The following is an 18,274-nucleotide window of genomic DNA, read 5'->3' on the forward strand; positions in this document are numbered from 1 at the left end:
CGGCACAAGACGCCACGTTGTTCTTTCGAACTGCCGCCTTGATTCCAGATGGAGAACCAGAATGAATATATACAAGCTTTTCGCATTTTCCATGGGAATCATTTTTTCCACCATTTCCGCATCCCATGCAGCAATCTGCATGCCGGCTGACTCCAACCCGACCACTGATGGAAAGAACCATTACATTGCATCTTACCCCGTGAATCAGGTCCTGAATTTACCCATCAACATAAACTCCGAACCAAACGGCAAAGTGTTTGCAACAATTCCGATTAAACCAGTAGTCGACAACAAGACTCATTCATCAATAATTGCACAAGTGGTTTGCTCCGGCGCTAGCAGACCTTCATTTTCAGGAATCGGAGCACCTGATGTCAGAATCTACCCCACCAATGTCTCCGGAATAGGATTGCGAATATCGATGAAGGGGATTGGAACAATTCCCAACGAACTGCCCATACTAACAAATTCGTATCCCATTCCCGAGGGAGAAAATTTCATCATTACAATAGAATTCATAAAAACAGGACCCATCAGTACTATTTTTGGAGATATCCAACTGGCAGGACCATACATGGAAATGAAAATTGCCGGAGCACTCGCCGCGCAATACGTTTTCTCCGGTGTCACCCTGGTCCCCATCAATCCCACCTGCACGCTGGTGTCGGACAGCATCAGCGTACCGCTGGGCACGCATCCCGACACACGCTTCACGGGTTTGGGTGCGACCACGGACAAGGTGCCCTTCTCCATCCAGCTGAGCTGCTCCGGCGGCGACCCGAACACCCAGATCAAGCCTTTCGTGACGCTGTCGGGCACGACGGACACGCAAGTCCCCTCGGTGCTGGCGCTGACCGGCTCGCAGGTCAGCGGCGTTGGCGTGGAGGTGCTGAGAAATGGCGCGATCCAGGGCTTTGGCGCAGCCAACGGCTGGCAGGCGGGCACGATTTCGCAGGGCACGGCAAATTTCCAGATCGACCTGGAGGCGCGCTACCGGCAGATCAGGAATACCGTGAGCGGCGGTGGCAGCGCCAATGCCTTGGCGACCTTCACCATCGACTACCAGTAGGCCGGTCGCAGCACGGCCGCAACACGGCGGTAACACGGCGGTATCGGCTTGTGCCACGAGACAAAAGGGTTAACCCCAGTCCAAAAACGTCGCAACCTCTGCGACATTTCAACCAAACAAGGTTGCACCATGTCTTCTTCATGGTGTATCTCCATTCGCATTTCCCACCTTTTCCATTCCTCACTGGCACACCATGTCCACCACCGTAGGCATCAAGGTTGATGACGCTCTGCGCGAGCGCATCCGCATCGCCGCCCAGCAGATAGGGCGCACACCGCACTGGCTGATCAAGCAGGCGGTTGTCCAGTACGTCGATGCCCTGGAGCGCGGCGCGACCACCATCCGGCTGTCCAGCGCGGGCGACAGCCAGGGCGATGTGGCGCTGGAAGAAGAGCAACCCAGCAGCCCGCAAGAGGTGCAACCCTTTCTGGAATTCGCCCAGTCCATCCTGCCGCAGACGCCGTTGCGCGCTGCCATCACGGCCGCCTGGCACCGGCCCGAGCCCGAGTGCCTGCCGGTGCTGCTGCCGCTGGCACGCGCCCAGGATGCCCAGCAGGCCGACAAGGTGCGCGAGCTGGCGACCCGGCTGGTGCAGGGCCTGCGCGATGCGCCGGCCGGCAGCGGCGTGGCGGCGCTGGTGCAGGAGTTCTCGCTGTCCAGCCAGGAAGGCGTGGCGCTGATGTGCCTGGCCGAGGCGCTGCTGCGCATTCCCGACCGTGCCACGCGCGATGCGCTGATCCGCGACAAGATCAGCAAGGGCGACTGGCGTGCCCATGTGGGCCGCTCGCCCTCGCTGTTCGTGAACGCGGCGGCCTGGGGCCTGGTGTTGACGGGCAAGCTCACGTCCACCAGCAGCGAGAAGAACCTGTCGTCGGCGCTGACGCGCGTGATCGGCAAGGGCGGCGAGCCGCTGATCCGCCAGGGCGTGCACCGCGCCATGAAGCTGATGGGCGAGCAGTTCGTGACGGGCCAGGACATTGCCGAGGCGCTGGCCAACAGCCGCGCCTATGAAAAACAGGGCTTTCGCTACAGCTACGACATGCTGGGCGAGGCGGCCGCCACCGATTCCGACGCACAGCGCTACCTGCAGGCCTACGAGCAGGCCATCCACGCGATTGGCGCGGCCTCCAACGGACGCGGCATCTTCGAGGGGCCGGGCATCTCCATCAAGCTGTCGGCCCTGCACCCGCGCTACAGCCGCGCGCAGTACGAGCGTGTGATGGCCGAACTGCTGCCGCGCGTGCTGCAGCTGGCCGAGCTGGCCAAGCAGTACGACATCGGCATGAACATCGACGCCGAAGAGGCCGACCGGCTGGAGCTGTCGCTGGACCTGCTGGAGGCCTTGTGTGCCGCGCCCTCGCTCAAGGGCTGGAACGGCATAGGCTTTGTGGTCCAGGCCTACCAGAAGCGCTGCCCGCAGGTGCTGGACTACCTGGTGGACCTGGCCCGCCGCAGCCGCCGCCGCCTGATGGTGCGCTTGGTCAAGGGCGCCTACTGGGACAGCGAGATCAAGCGCGCCCAGGAAGGCGGCCAGGCCGGCTACCCGGTCTATACGCGCAAGGTCTATACCGATGTGAGCTACCTGGCCTGCGCGCGCAAGCTGCTGGATGCGCCCGATGCCATCTACCCCCAGTTCGCCACACACAACGCGCAGACCCTGGCCAGCATCTACCACCTGGCCCAGGCCGTGGGCGGCAGCTACTACAGCGGCCAGTACGAGTTCCAGTGCCTGCACGGCATGGGCGAGCCGCTGTACGCACAGGTGACGGGCCCGGCCTCCGAAGGCAAGCTGGCCCGCCCCTGCCGCATCTATGCGCCCGTGGGCAGCCATGAGACGCTGCTGGCCTATCTGGTGCGCCGCCTGCTGGAGAACGGTGCCAATACCTCGTTCGTGAACCGCATCGGCGATGCCTCCGTGCCGGTCTCCGACCTGGTGGCCGACCCGGTGGACGAGGTGATGAAGATCGCGCGCAACGAAGGCCGGCTGGGCGCCCCCCACCCGCGCATTGCGCTGCCGGCCGATCTGTTCGCGCAGCAGGGAGACAAGCCAGGGCAGGCCCGCGCCAATTCCCAGGGCCTGAACCTGGCGCACGAGCAGCAACTGGCCTCGCTGGCCGCCGCGCTGCTGCACAGCACGCGCCAGACCTATCTGGCCGCCCCCGCGGATGCCGACCTGCCGGCCGACCCGGCGCGTACCGAAGGCTGGCAGCCCATGCGCAACCCGGCCGAGCTGTCCGACATCGTGGGCTGGGTGCGCGAGGCCACGGCGGCCGAGGCCGAAGCCGCCGCCGCGCGCGCCGCGCAGGCCGCGCCCATCTGGGCCGGCACACCGCCCGCCGCCCGTGCCGACGCGCTGGCCCGCGCCGCCGACCTGCTGGAGCAACGCAGCCAGCCGCTGATGGGCCTGATCATGCGGGAGGCAGGCAAGACCCTTTCCAACGCCGTGGCCGAGGTCCGCGAGGCCGTGGACTTCCTGCGCTACTACGGCGCCCAGGCGGCCGCGCATTTCGACAACGCCGCGCAGCGCCCTCTGGGCGTGGTGCTGGCCATCAGTCCCTGGAATTTCCCGCTGGCCATCTTCTGCGGACAGGTGGCTGCGGCCCTGGCTGCCGGCAACACGGTGCTGGCCAAGCCTGCCGAGCAGACACCGCTGACGGCCGCCGCCATGGTGGCCCTGCTGCACGAGGCTGGCGTGCCGCGCGACGCGCTGCAGCTGGTGCCGGGCACGGGCGAGACCGTGGGCGCAGCCCTGGTGGCCCATGCCCAGGTGGCGGGCGTGATGTTCACGGGTTCCACCGAGGTGGCGCGCCTGATTGCACGCCAGCTGTCCCGCCGCCTGTCGCCTGCGGGCCGCACCATTCCGCTGATTGCCGAGACCGGCGGCCAGAACGCCATGGTGGTGGACTCCTCGGCCCTGGCCGAGCAGGTGGTGGCCGATGTGCTGGCCTCGGCCTTCGATTCGGCCGGCCAGCGCTGCTCTGCCCTGCGCCTGCTGTGCCTGCAGGACGAGGTGGCCGACCGCACGCTGACCATGCTGCGCGATGCGCTGCAGGAGTGGAACCTGGGCAACCCCGACCGCCTGAGCACCGATGTGGGCCCCGTGATCGACGATGCGGCGCGGCGCCAGATCGAGCAGCACATAGAGCAGATGGCCGCAGCGGGCCAGAAGGTCACCCGCGTGGAACGCAAGGACGGCGTGCTCAATGGCCACTACGTGGCCCCGGCCCTCATCGAGATCGACAGCACCACGCGCCTGCAGCGCGAGGTCTTCGGCCCCGTGCTGCACGTGATCCGCTTCAAGCGCGAGCAGCTGGACGCGCTGGTCGATGGCATCAACGCCACCGGCTACGGCCTGACCTTCGGCGTGCACAGCCGCATCGACGAGACCATTGCCCACCTCACCCAGCGCGTGCATGCGGGCAACATCTATGTGAACCGCAATGTGATCGGCGCCATGGTGGGCGTGCAGCCCTTTGGCGGCATGGGCCTGTCGGGCACCGGCCCCAAGGCCGGCGGCCCGCTGTACCTGCACCGACTGGCGCAGGGGCCGGCCAGCGCGGCGCTGTCCGTCTTTGCGCGGGCCGAGTCGTCCGCCCAGGCACCGCTGCAATTGCTGGGCCTGCTGCGCGAGACGCTGTCCAAGGCCCCGCCCCAGGACATGTCTGCCGATGAGCAGGTGCAGGCCCTGGCCGCCTGCGACGAGGCCCTGGCCGCCTCGCGCCTTGACGCCGCCATGCTGCTGCCCGGCCCCACGGGCGAATCCAACCGCTACCGCCTGCTGCCGCGCGGCCCCGTCTGGGCACTGCCGCGGACGCCGCTGGGCCTGGTGGCCCAGGTGGCAGCAGCCCTGGCCAGCGGCAACGCCTGCCATGCCGTGCTGCCCGACAATGGAACAGGCGCCGACAGCGGCTGCGCCGCCACCTGGCAGGCGCTGCGCGCCGCTGCGGGCGATGCCGGTGTGCCATGGCTGCACAGCGCCAGCGCAGACTCCCTGGCCGATTCGGCAGCGCCCATGGCGGCCTTGCTGTTCGAGGGCGACGGCGACGCCCTGCTGCAGGTCTGCGCCCAGGTCGCCGCGCGCGACGGTGCCCTGGTGCGCGTGGAAAGCCGCAACAGCGACGAGCTGCATGCGGGCCGCGGCTATGACCTGGCTGCGCTGTTCCACGAGCAATCCATCAGCACCAATACCGCCGCCGCAGGCGGCAATGCACAGCTCATGACCATGGCTTGAACCGCCGGGGCCGGCACAACCGGCCCCTGGCAAGCGCCCCGCACCACCCGAAAAAACACGACCAACGCAGGACACTTCAATGCAATTCAACTGGAACGACCCGACGGCGATCATGTTCGCCATCTACCTGGTCGCCATGCTCGGCATCGGCGCCATCGGCTACTTCAGCACCAAGAATCTTTCCGACTACATCCTGGGCGGCCGCAGCCTGGGCAGCTTCGTGACGGCGCTGTCGGCCGGCGCCTCGGACATGAGCGGCTGGCTGCTGATGGGACTGCCCGGCGCCATCTACCTGTCGGGCCTGTCGGAAGCCTGGATCGCCATCGGCCTGATCCTGGGTGCCTACCTGAACTGGCGCCTGGTGGCGGCGCGGCTGCGCCTGTACACCGAGCGCGCCGGCAATGCGCTGACGCTGCCCGACTACCTTGCCAACCGCTTCGAGGACCACTCCAACGTGCTGCGCATCGTGACGGCCGTGGTGATCCTGGTGTTCTTCACGCTGTACTGCGCCTCGGGCGTGGTGGCGGGAGCGCGCCTGTTCGAGAACATGTTCGGCATGCCCTACAGCACGGCCCTGTGGGTGGGCGCGCTGTGCACCATCGCCTATGTGTTCATCGGCGGCTTCCTGGCCGTGAGCTGGACGGACACCATCCAGGCCTCGATGATGATCACGGCGCTGATCCTGGCGCCCGTGATCGCCTGGCTGGCCGTGCAGGGCCATCTGCAGCCGGGCCAGGACCTGCACGCCATCGTGGCGGCAGAGAAGTTCGACCTGTTCCGTGGCGCCAGCTTCGTGGGCGTAGTCTCGCTGCTGGCCTGGGGCCTGGGCTACTTCGGCCAGCCGCACATCCTGGTGCGCTTCATGGCGGCATCGTCGGTGCAGACCATTCCCTCGGCGCGCCGCATCAGCATGACCTGGATGATCCTGTGCCTGGCCGGCGCCGTGGCCGTGGGCTTCATCGGCATCCCCTACTTCGCGGCCAACCCCGGTGGCGCCGCCGCCGTGAACGCCAATGCCGAGACGGTGTTCATGGAGATCACCAAGCAGCTGTTCAACCCCTGGATCTCGGGCGCGCTGCTGGCGGCCATCCTGGCGGCCGTGATGAGCACGCTGTCGTGCCAGCTGCTGGTGTGCTCCAGCGCGCTGACCGAAGACATCTACCGCACCTTCCTGCGAAAGAACGCCAGCCAGATCGAACTGGTCTGGATCGGCCGTGCCATGGTGCTGCTGGTGGCCTTGATCGCCATCGCCATCGCCAGCAACCCCGACTCCAAGGTGCTGGGCATGGTCAGCTACGCCTGGGCCGGCTTCGGCGCCGCCTTCGGCCCGGTGATCATCCTGTCGCTGTTCTGGAGCCGCATGACGCGCGGCGGCGCGCTGGCCGGCATCATCACCGGCGCCGTGACCGTGCTGGTGTGGAAGCAGTTCGGCTGGCTGGGCCTGTACGAGATCATCCCCGGCTTCATCCTGGCCTGGCTGGCCACGGTGGTCGTCAGCCGCATGGGCCCTGCGCCTTCGCAAAGCATCCTGAAAGCGCATGCGGCGGTGGAGAGCGAGTTCGAGCGGATCGGGGCACGCTGAGCCGTGCGTACGAAGACGGCACCCCTGCCATGACGCAAAACGCCCGATGCCTGCGCCTCGGGCGTTTTTGCTTTGATGCACGCAATCAATAGGCCATACAGCCGCTTTACGCCTTCGGCATGCCTGTATAAAATTTTATACAAGGATCTTCCATGGAGCAGGACAAAGACATCCGCTGGGTCGGATCCTCATACGACGATCTGCGGGACTTTCCCGCAGGCCCCAGGCGAGATGCGGGCTTTCAGTTGAGCAAGGTTCAGGCAGGCCAGGAACCGGAGGACTGGAAACCCTTCGACGACGTGGGCGCCGGGACACGGGAGATCCGCGTGAGGGACGCCAGCGGAGCGTTCCGGGTGATGTATGTGGCCAAGTTCGAGGAAGCGGTCTATGTCTTGCACTGCTTCCAGAAGAAATCACAGGTGACAAGCCGGCACGACAAGGACATCGCATCGGCGCGCTACCGTGCCGTGGTCCACATGAGAAAGGCCAACAAATGAAGATCGATACAGAAATCCGCCATGTGACCAAGGCGAAGGCAAACCTCTTTCTGGAGCTGGGCTTTCCTGAAGACGAGGCATTGAAGCTGCAAGCCGCATCGCGCCAGCAGATCAACGACACCCATCTTCTCAAGGAGCAACTGATGGCGGAGCTGGCGCAATGGATTGCACAGCACCACCTGAAGCAGTCAGACGCGGCAGAGATCCTGATGGTGTCCCGCCCGCGCATCTCGGATGTGGTGAACAGAAAGACTGCAAAGTTCACCATTGACGCCCTGGTTGAAATGTTGAGCCGCGTGGGAAAGCCGGTGCGTCTGTCCATTGGTTGATATGCCGATCGCTGCCCACGACATCGCCAAATCAGATGCACCTCAACGCACATGACGAGCGCTTTGTACGTGGTCGCCACAAGGGGAGTGGTCACTACAATCCATGGGCTCTTTTTTTCATCGCCGGGCCGCCCCAGGATGAAAAGCGGCCCCCTGCAGGGGACCGCGGACCTTGCCCTGCAAGGGGAGCGTGGGGGCCATTTTTCAACACACAACAAGTGAGACTGCCGCTATGCAAATGATCCGCCGCACCCTTCTTTCGACCTGCGTGGCCGCCATGGCGGCTGCTTCGGCTGGCGCCGTACTGGCCCAGACCAAGGAGGTCAAGGTGGGCTACGCCCTGGCCGTGAATTCGCACTACGGCGCGGCCGCCCAGGCCTGGGCCGATGCGGTGGAAAAGGGCACGAACGGAGCCTACAAGTTCAAGCAGTTCCCCGCGTCCGCCCTGGGCGGCGAACGCGAGCTGATCGAGGGCCTGCAGCTGGGCACGGTGGAGGCGGCCATCGTCTCCACGGGTGCCATCAGCAACTTCGTGCCCGATGTGGGCGTGGTGGACATTCCCTTCCTGTTCCGCGACACGCAGCATGCGCGCGCGGTGCTGGACGGCGCCTTCGGCCAGGAGCTGCTGGCCAAGTTCAGCAAGCGCGGCCTGGTCGCGCTTGCCTGGGGCGAGCAGGGCTTTCGCCACCTGTCCAACAACAAGCACGCCGTCAACGGCGTGGCCGATCTCAAGGGCCTGAAGATCCGCGTGACCGAGAACCCCGTGCACATCACGGCCTTCCGCACGCTGGGCGCATCGCCCACGCCCATGTCCTGGCCCGAGGTGATCGGTGCACTGCAGCAGGGCACGATCGACGGCCAGGAGAACCCGATCTCGGTGCTGGCCTCGGCCAAGCTGTGGCAGGTGCAAAAGCACCTGACGCTGACGGCCCATGTGTACGCGCCCATGGCCCTGCTGGTGTCGCCCTCGTTCTGGGGCACGCTGAACGACAGCCAGAAGGCGGCCTTCACGCAGGGCGCCAAGTCGGGAGCCATCGCTTCGCGCGTGTTCGTGGACACGGTGGAGAAGAAGGGCGTGGAAGAGGCCAAGAGCCACGGCATGCAGGTGGTGGAGAAGGTGGACCAGGCCGCCTTCCGCACCGCGCTGGAGCCGGCCTACAAGGAATACGCGAAGAAGTTCGGCCAGAAGACGCTGGACACCATCGCCAACGCCAACGCCAAGTAATCCTTCCTGCCACGGGCGGCCTGCCCGTGGCACCGGGCCGCCGTTGCGGGCAAGCCCCATGGCCCCGCACGGCGCCCACGCCGATGATCTGACCTCCGACGGCAGCCCGGCCCTTGCGCCACTCCCCTCCTGCCCTCGCCCACTCCTATGCTCAACCGAATCGAACGCGCCCTTGTGGCCTGCAACCGCTGGCTGCTGATCGTGCTGTTGCTGGCCATGGCCTGCATCGTGTTTGCCAATGTGGTGCTGCGCTACACCACGGGCGACTCCATTGTCTGGGCCGAGGAAGTGGCCCGGCACATGATGATCTGGGTCACCTTCCTGGGCGCGGGGCTGGTGCTGCGCTTCGGCGGCCATGTGGCCATCGACAACCTGCACCGCTCGGTGGGCACGCGCAAGGCGCAGTGGCTTCGCCGCCTCGTGGTGCTGGGCGTGGGCCTGTTCTGCGCGGTGATGGCGGTGGCCTCGTCGCAGTACGTCTGGGCCACGCGCTTCCAGACCACGGCGGCCACGGACATTCCGATTTCCTTCGTCTACGCGGCCATGCCCGTGGGCTTCGTGCTGATGCTGGTGCATCTGCTGTTCATTGCGCGCGGCTACGTGGCTGATGGCTCCTTCGCCGAATCCGACGAGATGGATGCCGACGCAGCCGCGTCGATCTGATCCACCAGGCAGACACATCATGGGTATCACGCTTTTCATCGCCATCATCGTCCTGCTCACGCTGGGCTTTCCGGTGGCCTTCGCGCTGGCGATCTCCGCCGCACTGGCCGTCTTCGTGGGGGGCCGCTATCCGCAGCTCATCGTGTTCAAGGAGATGTTCACGGGCATAGACAGCTTTCCGCTGATGGCCGTGCCCTTCTTCATCCTGGCGGCCGAGCTGATGTCGGGCGGCGCGCTCACGCATGTGCTGCTGCGCTTTGCCGCGCAGTTCGTGGGCCATCTGCGCGGCGGCCTGGGCTATGCCAATGTGCTGTCGCTGACGCTGTTCTCGGGCATTTCGGGCTCGGCCCTGGCCGATGCGGCCGGTCCCGGCTCGATGATGGTCAAGATGATGGACAAGGCCGGCTATGCACGCTCCTACGCGGCGGCGCTGACGGCCAGCACGGCCATCGTGGGCCCCATCATTCCGCCGTCGGTGAGCATGATCATCTACGCGCTGCAGGATGAGAACGTGTCGGTGGGCGGGCTGTTCATGGCCGGCTTCATTCCCGGCATCCTGATCGCGCTGGCCATGGCCGCCGTGAACTGGTGGGTGTGCAGGAAGCGCGACTACCGCTCCACCGAGCCGCGCCCTGACGGCCGCACGATGTGGATCAACAGCTTCAAGGCGATTCCCGCGCTGATGCTGATCGTGCTCATCGTGGTGGGCATCCGCTTCGGCATCTTCACGCCCACCGAGGCGTCGGTGGTGGCCGTGTTCTACGCCCTGGTCTGCGGCAAGTGGGTGTACCGCACGCTGCAATGGTCGGCGCTGCCGGGCATTGCGGCGCGCTCGGCCATGCTGACGGCCTCGGTGCTGCTGGTGATGGCGACTTCGGCCGCCTTTGCCTGGGTGCTGACGGTGGAGGGCATTCCGCAGTACCTGTCCGAGCTGATCGTGAGCTGGGAGCTGTCGCCCACCCTGTTCCTGGTGGCGGTGAACATCCTGCTGCTGGTGTTCGGCATCTTCATGGAGCCGCTGCCCGGCGTGATGATCCTGGTGCCCATCCTGGCGCCCATTGCGTTCAGCCTGGGCATCGATCCCACGCACTTCGCCATGGTGGTGATCGTGAACCTGACGCTGGGCATGATCACGCCGCCCGTGGGCGGACTGCTGTTCGTGACCTCGGTGGCCACGCGCGTGTCCATCACCGATCTCACGCGCGAGATGCCGCTGTTCCTGCTGGCCCACTTCGTGGTGCTGTGCCTGCTGACCTTCATCCCTGCGCTGTCCACCTGGTTGCCGCATACGCTGGGCTTCCAGTGACGACAAGGGCCTCTTGAAGAGGCCCTTTTTTTCGGATTCAGAACAGCAGGCCGGCCATGCGCTGGGCCGTTTCCTTCAGGTGCGGCAGGCCCTCCAGCGCCTGCGCCAGCGGCATGCGCGCCTCGGGCGCATGCACGGCCAGCGTGGCGCGGCACTGGCCCTTGGCATCGCGTACGGGCACGGCCACGGCGATCATGCCGCGCATGAATTCCTCGCGATCGCAGGAGTGGCCTTCGCGCACGATGCGCGCGCACTCCTGTGCCAGCGCCTCGGGCGTGGTCAGCGTGTTGGCCGTGCAAGCGGTGAGTTCCACGCTGTCCAGGATGGCGGCGCGCTTGGCCACGGGCATGTGGGCCAGGAACAGCTTGCCGCTGGCCGTGGCGTGGATGGGCACCATCGATCCGGCCTCCAGCTGGATGCGCAGCGGCCAGTGGGTCTCGACACGGTCCAGGTAGCGCACGCGCGTGCCGTCCAGCACGGTGAGGTTGCAGGTCTCGCCCAGACGGGCCACCAGCTGGGACAGCAGCTCATGGCGCAGGGCCTGGCGCGGGTCGGCTTGCAGGGCGCGCACGGCCAGGCTCAGCAGCTTGGGGCCCGGGGAGAAGCTGCGGTCACCCTCATGGCGCAACAGCCATTGCCGCGCCTCCAGGTGGGAGCACAGGCGCGAGGCCGTGGCCTTGGGCAGGTTGAGCGCGGCTGCGATGTCCATGAGGCCTGGCGGGGACTCGGCCTGGGTCACGAAATCGAGCACGGCCAGGGAGCGATCGGAGACCGAGTTCGCTTCGTCCTGCCGTGCAGGGGTGGGGTCCGGGGCAGCGCTGGCAAGGGATGGCGGCATGGGGCGGTGTCGTGTCGTGTGGAAGGCCGGAAACGCTTTCGATCATGCCTGATCGCCAGGGGACGACAAGGGTTTGCGCGGGGTTGCAGTCCACGGCGGCAACGAATAAGTTTCACTTAAAGGAACAAACAGTTCCTTCAAAAGAAACTCAAAAGGAGCCACCGCATGCCGGACCCCATCGACAGCTATGACTACGTGATCGTGGGAGCAGGCTCTGCCGGCTGCGTGCTGGCCGCGCGCCTGTCCGAGGACCCGGCCACGCGGGTGCTGCTGCTGGAGGCCGGCCCGCCGGACCGCTCGCCCTGGATCCACCTGCCCATCGGCTACGGCAAGACCATGTGGAGCCCCGTCTACAACTGGAAGTTCGAGACCGACCCGGACCCCAACATGAACGGCAGGCGCATCTACTGGCCGCGCGGCCGCACGCTGGGCGGCAGCAGTTCGATCAACGGCCTGATCTACGTGCGCGGCCAGCGCGAGGACTACGACCACTGGGCGGCGCTGGGCAATGCGGGCTGGTCGTATGAGGAGGTGCTGCCCTACTTTGTGAAGTCCGAAGGCAATGCGCGCGGCGCCTTCCCGGGCCATGGCGCGGACGGGCCGCTCAAGGTCTCGGACATCGGCGCACAGCATCCGCTGATCGAGGCCTTCATTGCCGGTGCAGGCCAGGTCGGCGTGCCCCGCACCGAGGACTTCAACGGCCGCGACCAGGAGGGCGCAGGCTACTACCAGCTCACCACCCACAAGGGCCTGCGCTGCAGCACGGCCAAGGCCTATCTGGGCGAGGCCCGGCGCCGCCCCAATCTGCGCATAGAGACCGATGCCATGGCCACGCAGTTGGTGCTGCGCGGCCGGCGCGCCACCGGCATCCGCTACCGGCAAGGCGGGCAGGAGCGCCAGGCCCAGGCGCGGGCCGAGGTGATTCTGTCGGCAGGCGCCATCCAGTCGCCGCAGCTGCTGCAACTGTCGGGCATAGGCCCGGCCGCGCTGTCGCAATCCCTGGGGATTCCCGTGGTGCACGATCTGCCGGGCGTGGGCGAGAACCTGCAGGACCATCTTCAGATCCGCCTGGGCTACGAATGCAGCCAGCCCATCACCACCAATGACCAGCTCAATTCCTGGGTGGGCAGGACAAGGCTGGGGCTGGAGTGGCTGCTGTTCCGCTCGGGCGCGCTGGCCGTGGGCATCAATCAGGGCGGCTGCTTCATGCGTGCGCTCAGGGACGAGCAGGGCCGGCCCGTGGCGGCCACGCCCGACATCCAGTTCCACGTCTCCACGCTGTCGGCCGACATGGCAGGCGGCCAGGTCCATCCGTACTCGGGCTTCACCATGTCGGTCTGCCAGCTGCGGCCCGAGTCACGCGGGCAGTTGCGCATCCGCTCGCGCGATGCCTTCGAGCCGCCTTCCATCCAGCCCAACTACCTGGCCACCGATCTGGACCGCCGCACCAACGTGGCGGCCGTGCGCGCGGCACGCGCCATTGCCGACACGCCGGCCATGCGCCCCTTCGTGAAGCGGGAGGTCAAGCCCGGCCCCGATGCACACAGCGATGCGGAGCTGCTGGAGTTCTGCCGCAACCACGGCGCCACCATCTTCCACCCCAGCGGCACCTGCCGCATGGGCAGCGACGCCCTGGCCGTGGTCGATGCGCGCCTGCGCGTGCACGGCATGGCCGGCCTGCGCGTGGTCGATTGCTCGGTCATGCCCACCCTGGTCTCGGGCAACACCAACGCGCCCGTGGTGATGATGGCCGAGAAGGCCGCCGACATGGTTCGCGAAGACAGGCACGGAGAGACAGGGCAGCTCAAGGTCGCATGACTGCCCGTTCCTGCATCCCGGCAATGCGACAGACAACCAGGAGACAGCATGACGACGGCAACCGATCCCAGGGTCATCCGCAAGGTGGTGACCTCCGCGCTCATCGGCGCAACCATCGAGTGGTATGACTTCTTCCTGTACGGCGTGGTCGCCGGCATCGTGTTCAGCAAGCTGTACTTTCCCAGCGACGATCCGCTGATCTCCACGCTGCTGGCCTACACCACCTTTGCCGTGGGCTTCGTCACGCGGCCGCTGGGCGGGGTGATCTTCGGGCACTTCGGCGACCGCGTGGGGCGCAAGAGCATCCTCGTGGTCACGCTGATGATCATGGGCGTGTCCACCTTCCTTATCGGCCTGCTGCCCACGCATGCGCAGATCGGCGTGGCCGCCCCCATCCTGCTGCTGCTGTTGCGCGTGGCCCAGGGCATAGGCCTGGGCGGCGAATGGGGCGGTGCCGTGCTCATGGCCTACGAATACGCGCCCAAGGAAAAGCGGGGCTTCTACGCCTCCCTGCCCCAGGTGGGCCTGGCCATCGGCCTGTTCATGGCCTCGGGCGTGGTGGCCCTGCTGTCCTGGCTGTGTACGGAAGAGCAATTCATGGCCTGGGGCTGGCGCGTCGCGTTCCTGATCTCGGGCCTGATGGTGGCCGTGGGCATGTACATCCGCCTGCATGTGAAGGAGACGCCCGAATTCGCAGCCGTCAAGGCACGCAATGCCGAGACCGCGATTCCCTTCATGGACATGATGCGGCGCTATCCGGGCAATGTGCTCAAGGGCATGGGCGCACGCTATATCGACGGCGTTTTCTTCAACGTCTTCGGCGTGTTCTCGATCAGCTACCTGACCTCCACCCTGCAGATCAGCCGCACCGATGCATTGATCGGCGTGATGGTCGCCGCCGTGGTGATGTGCTTCACGATTCCGCTGTTCGGCCGCCTGTCCGACCGCCTGGGCCGCAGCCGCGTGTATCTGTGGGGATCACTGATCACCGCAGTCTCGGCCTTCCCGGCCTTCTGGCTCATGGCCCACAGCGGAGGCAATGTGCTGCTGATATGGATCGCCATCGTCGTGCCCTTCGGCATTCTCTACGCGGCGGTCTACGGTCCCGAGGCGGCCCTCTTCTGCGACCTGTTCGACGCCAAGGTGCGCTACACCGGCATTTCCTTCGTCTACCAGTTCTCGGGCATTTTCGCGTCCGGCATCACGCCCATCATTGCGACGGCGCTGGTCAAGACGGCCGGTGGCAGCCCGTGGCTGGTGTGCCTGTATGTGGTGTTTGCGGGAGCGGTATCGGCCTGGTGTGCCTGGGCGATCGGGCGGGATGGACAGGGTGCCCGCGCCTTTCGGCCCGTGGGCAATGCCAGGGCAGGCCTGTGAATGGATGGAACTCGGGCGCTTTCAAGAAAGGTGAATACGCACGCCGGAAAACACATTGCCGGCGTACGAACCCATTTCACGGACTCCAGCAAAAACCACTCAAAACCATCGCACTGTTTCTCTTTGTAAAGACGATGGCTAGAATGCCCATGCATTTTCTTAATCAGACAGAGAGGGACCATGTTCAAGAAAGCATTGGCAGCAGCCATCTTGCTGGGCTGCGGCCTGGCGCACGCATTCATGCCCAGCAATGGCACCTGGGTCGTGACTTCCGAACTCAACGGCAAGCCGGGTCGCGGACTCGCCCTTGATGCGCAGAACGGCACCCTGGTCATGCAGATGTATGCCTACGAGCCCAGCGGGCAGCCTAGCTTCTACATGACGTCGGGCGCCTTGACCAACAACCGTTTTTCGGCGCCGCTGATGCGCTATACGGGTGGCCGCTATCTGGGCAGCGGCCCTCTGTCGGGCACAGAAGACCGGAATATGGGCCAGGTCAGCATGCGCTTCACCAGCGGCGTTTCGGGGTTCATCACGCTGCCCGGCGAGCAGGAAGTGGCGATTTCGCGTTTCAACTTCGGTTACCCCGCCGTGGCATCCAGCCTGCGCGGAATCTGGGCGCTGACTTCGTTCGGCAGCGAAGGCGTTTTCTCCGAAGTCGTGAATATGCAGCTGCAGACACCCGCCACGGCGAACGGAAATGGCCTGATGGAAACGGCAGACCGGCTGTTTGGCTGCGAACACCAGATCCGGGGCAATCTGGCGGGCGGCGTGCTGTGCGTGAAGATCACCAGCTCTGGCCAGTTGCTGCGTTCCTACTACTTCGTCTACAGCGTGAACGAGGGTGAAGGCAGTTCCCGCACCAATGGAACCCGCCCCGAACAGGTGATGGTTGTCAAGCGCCTGCTTGACCCGAAGGGCGTGGGCACAGGCATCGTCTACGCGGCCGATGCACCCGTGGACCCAGTGCCCACCGTGCTGCACGACATCATCGAAAACCTGTCCTTCAACGCCGCACCTCTGCCAGCCGAGCAGGAGTGACGCCCCCACTGCCGGCTACCCCTCAGGGCAGCGCCGGCAGCTGCTCCGCATGCCGCAGGTCCACATGCTGCTGCAGGAAGTCGAGCACGGCACGCGTGCGCGGGGGCAGGCGGTCGGGCTTGCCCAGGTAGACGGCGTGGATGGGTTCCAGGTCGCCCGTGTTGAATTCCTCCAGCACGGGCACCAGCCGGCCGGCGAGCACGTCGGCCCAGGCGTGGTACAGCGACAGGCGGGCCAGCCCTGTGCCGTGCAGCGCCAGCTCGCGCATCACATCGCCATCGTTGACGCGCACCACCTCCCCGATATCGACGGCCACGCGCTGGCCGTCCACCAGAAATGGCCAGTGCGGTATGGCGCGCTGGTAGCTCCAGCCCAGGCGCACATGGTGGCCCAGCTCGTCTGGATGCAGGGGCCGGCCCATGCGGGCCAGGTACTCCGGTGAGGCCAGGATGACCTGCCGCGTGTGGCCCAGCAGCCGCGCCACCATGTCCGAGGGCGGAAGCTGGCCCCAGCGCACGGCGATGTCCGTGCCGGCCTCGACCAGGTCCACGATCTGGTCCGTGAAGCTCAGTTCCAGGCTCAGCCCGGGATGGCGCTGCAGCAATTGCGGCACCAGGGGCACGAGCAGCATTTTTCCGGTCGATGAGCTGGTGTTGATGCGCACCAGGCCGCGTGGTTCGCTGCGCACGGCCACGCAGGCCTCCAGTTCCTCCAGGTCGGCCAGCACGCGCTTGCCGCGCTCGAACAGCTGGCAGCCTTCGGGCGTGAGATGCAGGCGCCGCGTGCTGCGCTGCAGCAGCTGCACGCCCAGGCGCGCCTCCAGCCGCGACATGCTCTTGCTGACGGCCGAGGGCGAGATGCCCAGGTGGCGTGCAGCGGCTGATAGGCTGCCGCGCTCGGCGACGAGGATCAGCATTTCCAGCTCGGCAAAGCGGTTGGCATCGGCGCTGCCTGTGTCGGTGGCCGTGGGTGGGGCAAGTGCGGGCATGGCGTCTCCTGAAAGAGGTCATCTATTCCCTACAGGAACAGATACGTTTCCATTATTCCATCTACACAAAGGTATGTTGCAGTGCGACATTAATGGACATCACACCAAGGATCACAAGGAATCCGTCCATGCCTCTTTCCCTACTCGCCCTGGCGGCCGGTGCCTTTGGCATCGGCACCACGGAATTCATCATCATGGGCCTGCTGACACAGGTCAGCCAGGATCTTCACATCAGCATTCCCACGGCGGGCTCGCTGATTTCGGGCTACGCCATCGGCGTGGCCGTGGGCGCGCCCGTGCTCACGCTGCTGACGCGCCAATGGCCGCGCAAGCGCCTGCTGCTGGCGCTGATGCTGATCTTCATCGCCGGCAACCTGGCCGCCGCGTTCGCGCCCAGCTATGAATGGCTGATGTCGGCGCGCGTGCTGACCTCGCTGACCCACGGCACCTTCTTCGGCGTGGGCGCCGTGGTGGCCACGGGCCTGGTGCCGGTGGACAAGAAGGCGTCGGCGATTGCGCTGATGTTCTCGGGCCTGACCCTGGCCACCCTGCTGGGCGTGCCTGCCGGCGCCTGGATCGGCCAGATGTTCGGCTGGCGCAGCGCCTTCCTGGCCGTGGCCGCGATCGGCGTTCTGGCCTTTGCAATCCTGGCCGCCTTCGTGCCGCGCGACCAGGGCCGCCCCGAGGTCACGCCGCTGGCGCAGGAGCTTGCCGTGCTGGCCAACGGCCAGGTCTGGCTGGGCCTGGGCATCACGGCCTTCGGCTTTGCGGGCGTGTTTGCGCTCTACACCTATGTGGAGCCGCTGCTGACCCAGGTGACCCGCATGGGCGACAGCCTGGTGGCACTGACCCTGCTGCTGTTCGGCGCGGGCCTGGCCGCAGGCAATCTGCTGGGCGGCAAGCTGGCCGACCGGGGCGTGATGCGCGCCCTGGTGTGGAGCATTGCGGCGCTGATGGTGGTGCTGGCGGCAGGCCGCTGGGCCTTCGGGAACCAGGCCGTGGCCATGGCCTATGTGATCGTGCTGGGCGTCGTGGCCTTCGCCACGGTGGCCCCCATGCAGATGCGCGTGCTGGACCAGGCCGGCCCCCAGGGCGCCAACCTGGTCTCCAGCCTGAACATTGCGGCCTTCAACCTGGGCAACGCCCTGGGTGCCTGGGTCGGCGGCCTGGCTCTGGCCGGTGGCCTGGGCCTGGTCAACCTGGGCTGGGCCGCCGCCGCGCTGACGGCCGTGGGCCTGGTGCTGGTCTTCTGGAGCAGCCGCCTGTCCGCAGGCTCCGCACGCAGCGCAGGCGTGGCCTGCGCCTGAGGC

The 18,274-nt window shown here is 66.1% G+C and carries 14 protein-coding genes; 12 read left to right on the forward strand and 2 right to left on the reverse strand.

What is annotated here, in order from left to right:
• Positions 1-61: 61 nt before the first annotated feature.
• The 8 genes from A4F85_RS29965 to A4F85_RS28475 all read left to right on the forward strand — a co-directional run bounded on the left by A4F85_RS29965 (position 62) and on the right by A4F85_RS28475 (position 10,902).
• Positions 62-1,069, forward strand: a complete 1,008-nt coding sequence (locus A4F85_RS29965; protein WP_082848318.1) for a fimbrial protein — start codon at positions 62-64, stop codon at positions 1,067-1,069.
• Positions 1,070-1,262: 193 nt separating this feature from the next.
• Positions 1,263-5,300 carry a trifunctional transcriptional regulator/proline dehydrogenase/L-glutamate gamma-semialdehyde dehydrogenase gene (gene putA, locus A4F85_RS28445; RefSeq protein WP_063328533.1) on the forward strand — a complete coding sequence of 1,346 codons (4,038 nt, stop codon included), beginning with the start codon at positions 1,263-1,265 and terminating at the stop codon, positions 5,298-5,300.
• 79 nt (positions 5,301-5,379) lie between these two features.
• On the forward strand, positions 5,380-6,882 hold the full coding sequence (putP, locus tag A4F85_RS28450) for a sodium/proline symporter PutP (RefSeq protein WP_012207739.1): 1,503 nt from the start codon (positions 5,380-5,382) through the stop codon (positions 6,880-6,882).
• 152 nt (positions 6,883-7,034) lie between these two features.
• Positions 7,035-7,379 carry a type II toxin-antitoxin system RelE/ParE family toxin gene (locus A4F85_RS28455; RefSeq protein ID WP_013800422.1) on the forward strand — a complete coding sequence of 115 codons (345 nt, stop codon included), beginning with the start codon at positions 7,035-7,037 and terminating at the stop codon, positions 7,377-7,379.
• Complete coding sequence (locus A4F85_RS28460; RefSeq protein ID WP_013800421.1) at positions 7,376-7,708, forward strand: helix-turn-helix domain-containing protein; 333 nt, start codon at positions 7,376-7,378, stop codon at positions 7,706-7,708. Before A4F85_RS28455 ends, A4F85_RS28460 begins: the two co-directional genes overlap by 4 nt.
• 232 nt (positions 7,709-7,940) lie before the next feature.
• Positions 7,941-8,933, forward strand: a complete 993-nt coding sequence (locus A4F85_RS28465) for a TRAP transporter substrate-binding protein (RefSeq protein WP_063328534.1) — start codon at positions 7,941-7,943, stop codon at positions 8,931-8,933.
• 147 nt (positions 8,934-9,080) lie between these two features.
• Positions 9,081-9,596: a TRAP transporter small permease gene (locus tag A4F85_RS28470; RefSeq protein WP_043820239.1), complete on the forward strand. Its 516-nt coding sequence runs from the start codon at positions 9,081-9,083 to the stop codon at positions 9,594-9,596.
• A gap of 19 nt (positions 9,597-9,615) precedes the next feature.
• On the forward strand, positions 9,616-10,902 hold the full coding sequence (locus A4F85_RS28475; protein ID WP_013800418.1) for a TRAP transporter large permease: 1,287 nt from the start codon (positions 9,616-9,618) through the stop codon (positions 10,900-10,902).
• A gap of 37 nt (positions 10,903-10,939) precedes the next feature.
• Here A4F85_RS28475 and A4F85_RS28480 read toward each other — a convergent pair whose 3' ends face one another.
• On the reverse strand, positions 10,940-11,740 hold the full coding sequence (locus tag A4F85_RS28480) for an IclR family transcriptional regulator (protein ID WP_063328535.1): 801 nt from the start codon (positions 11,738-11,740) through the stop codon (positions 10,940-10,942).
• A gap of 165 nt (positions 11,741-11,905) precedes the next feature.
• Between A4F85_RS28480 and A4F85_RS28485 the strand changes: the two genes are divergently transcribed.
• From A4F85_RS28485 to A4F85_RS28495, 3 genes are all read left to right on the forward strand, one after another.
• Positions 11,906-13,558 (forward strand): GMC family oxidoreductase, encoded by a 1,653-nt coding sequence (locus A4F85_RS28485; RefSeq protein ID WP_047218441.1) that lies wholly within the window; start codon positions 11,906-11,908, stop codon positions 13,556-13,558.
• A gap of 48 nt (positions 13,559-13,606) precedes the next feature.
• Positions 13,607-14,935 (forward strand): MFS transporter, encoded by a 1,329-nt coding sequence (locus A4F85_RS28490; protein WP_016450054.1) that lies wholly within the window; start codon positions 13,607-13,609, stop codon positions 14,933-14,935.
• A 180-nt stretch (positions 14,936-15,115) separates the two neighbouring features.
• Complete coding sequence (locus A4F85_RS28495; RefSeq protein WP_063328536.1) at positions 15,116-15,976, forward strand: hypothetical protein; 861 nt, start codon at positions 15,116-15,118, stop codon at positions 15,974-15,976.
• A gap of 22 nt (positions 15,977-15,998) precedes the next feature.
• On the opposite strand, the gene A4F85_RS28500 is transcribed toward A4F85_RS28495, so the two are convergent.
• Positions 15,999-16,964 (reverse strand): LysR family transcriptional regulator, encoded by a 966-nt coding sequence (locus tag A4F85_RS28500; protein ID WP_063328537.1) that lies wholly within the window; start codon positions 16,962-16,964, stop codon positions 15,999-16,001.
• A gap of 128 nt (positions 16,965-17,092) precedes the next feature.
• Here A4F85_RS28500 and A4F85_RS28505 point away from each other — a divergent pair, with 128 nt between their 5' ends.
• Positions 17,093-18,271 (forward strand): MFS transporter, encoded by a 1,179-nt coding sequence (locus A4F85_RS28505; RefSeq protein ID WP_063328538.1) that lies wholly within the window; start codon positions 17,093-17,095, stop codon positions 18,269-18,271.
• Positions 18,272-18,274 lie beyond the last annotated feature (3 nt).

It is taken from the genome of Delftia sp. GW456-R20 (genome assembly GCF_001622915.1).
Classification (GTDB): domain Bacteria; phylum Pseudomonadota; class Gammaproteobacteria; order Burkholderiales; family Burkholderiaceae_C; genus Comamonas; species Comamonas acidovorans.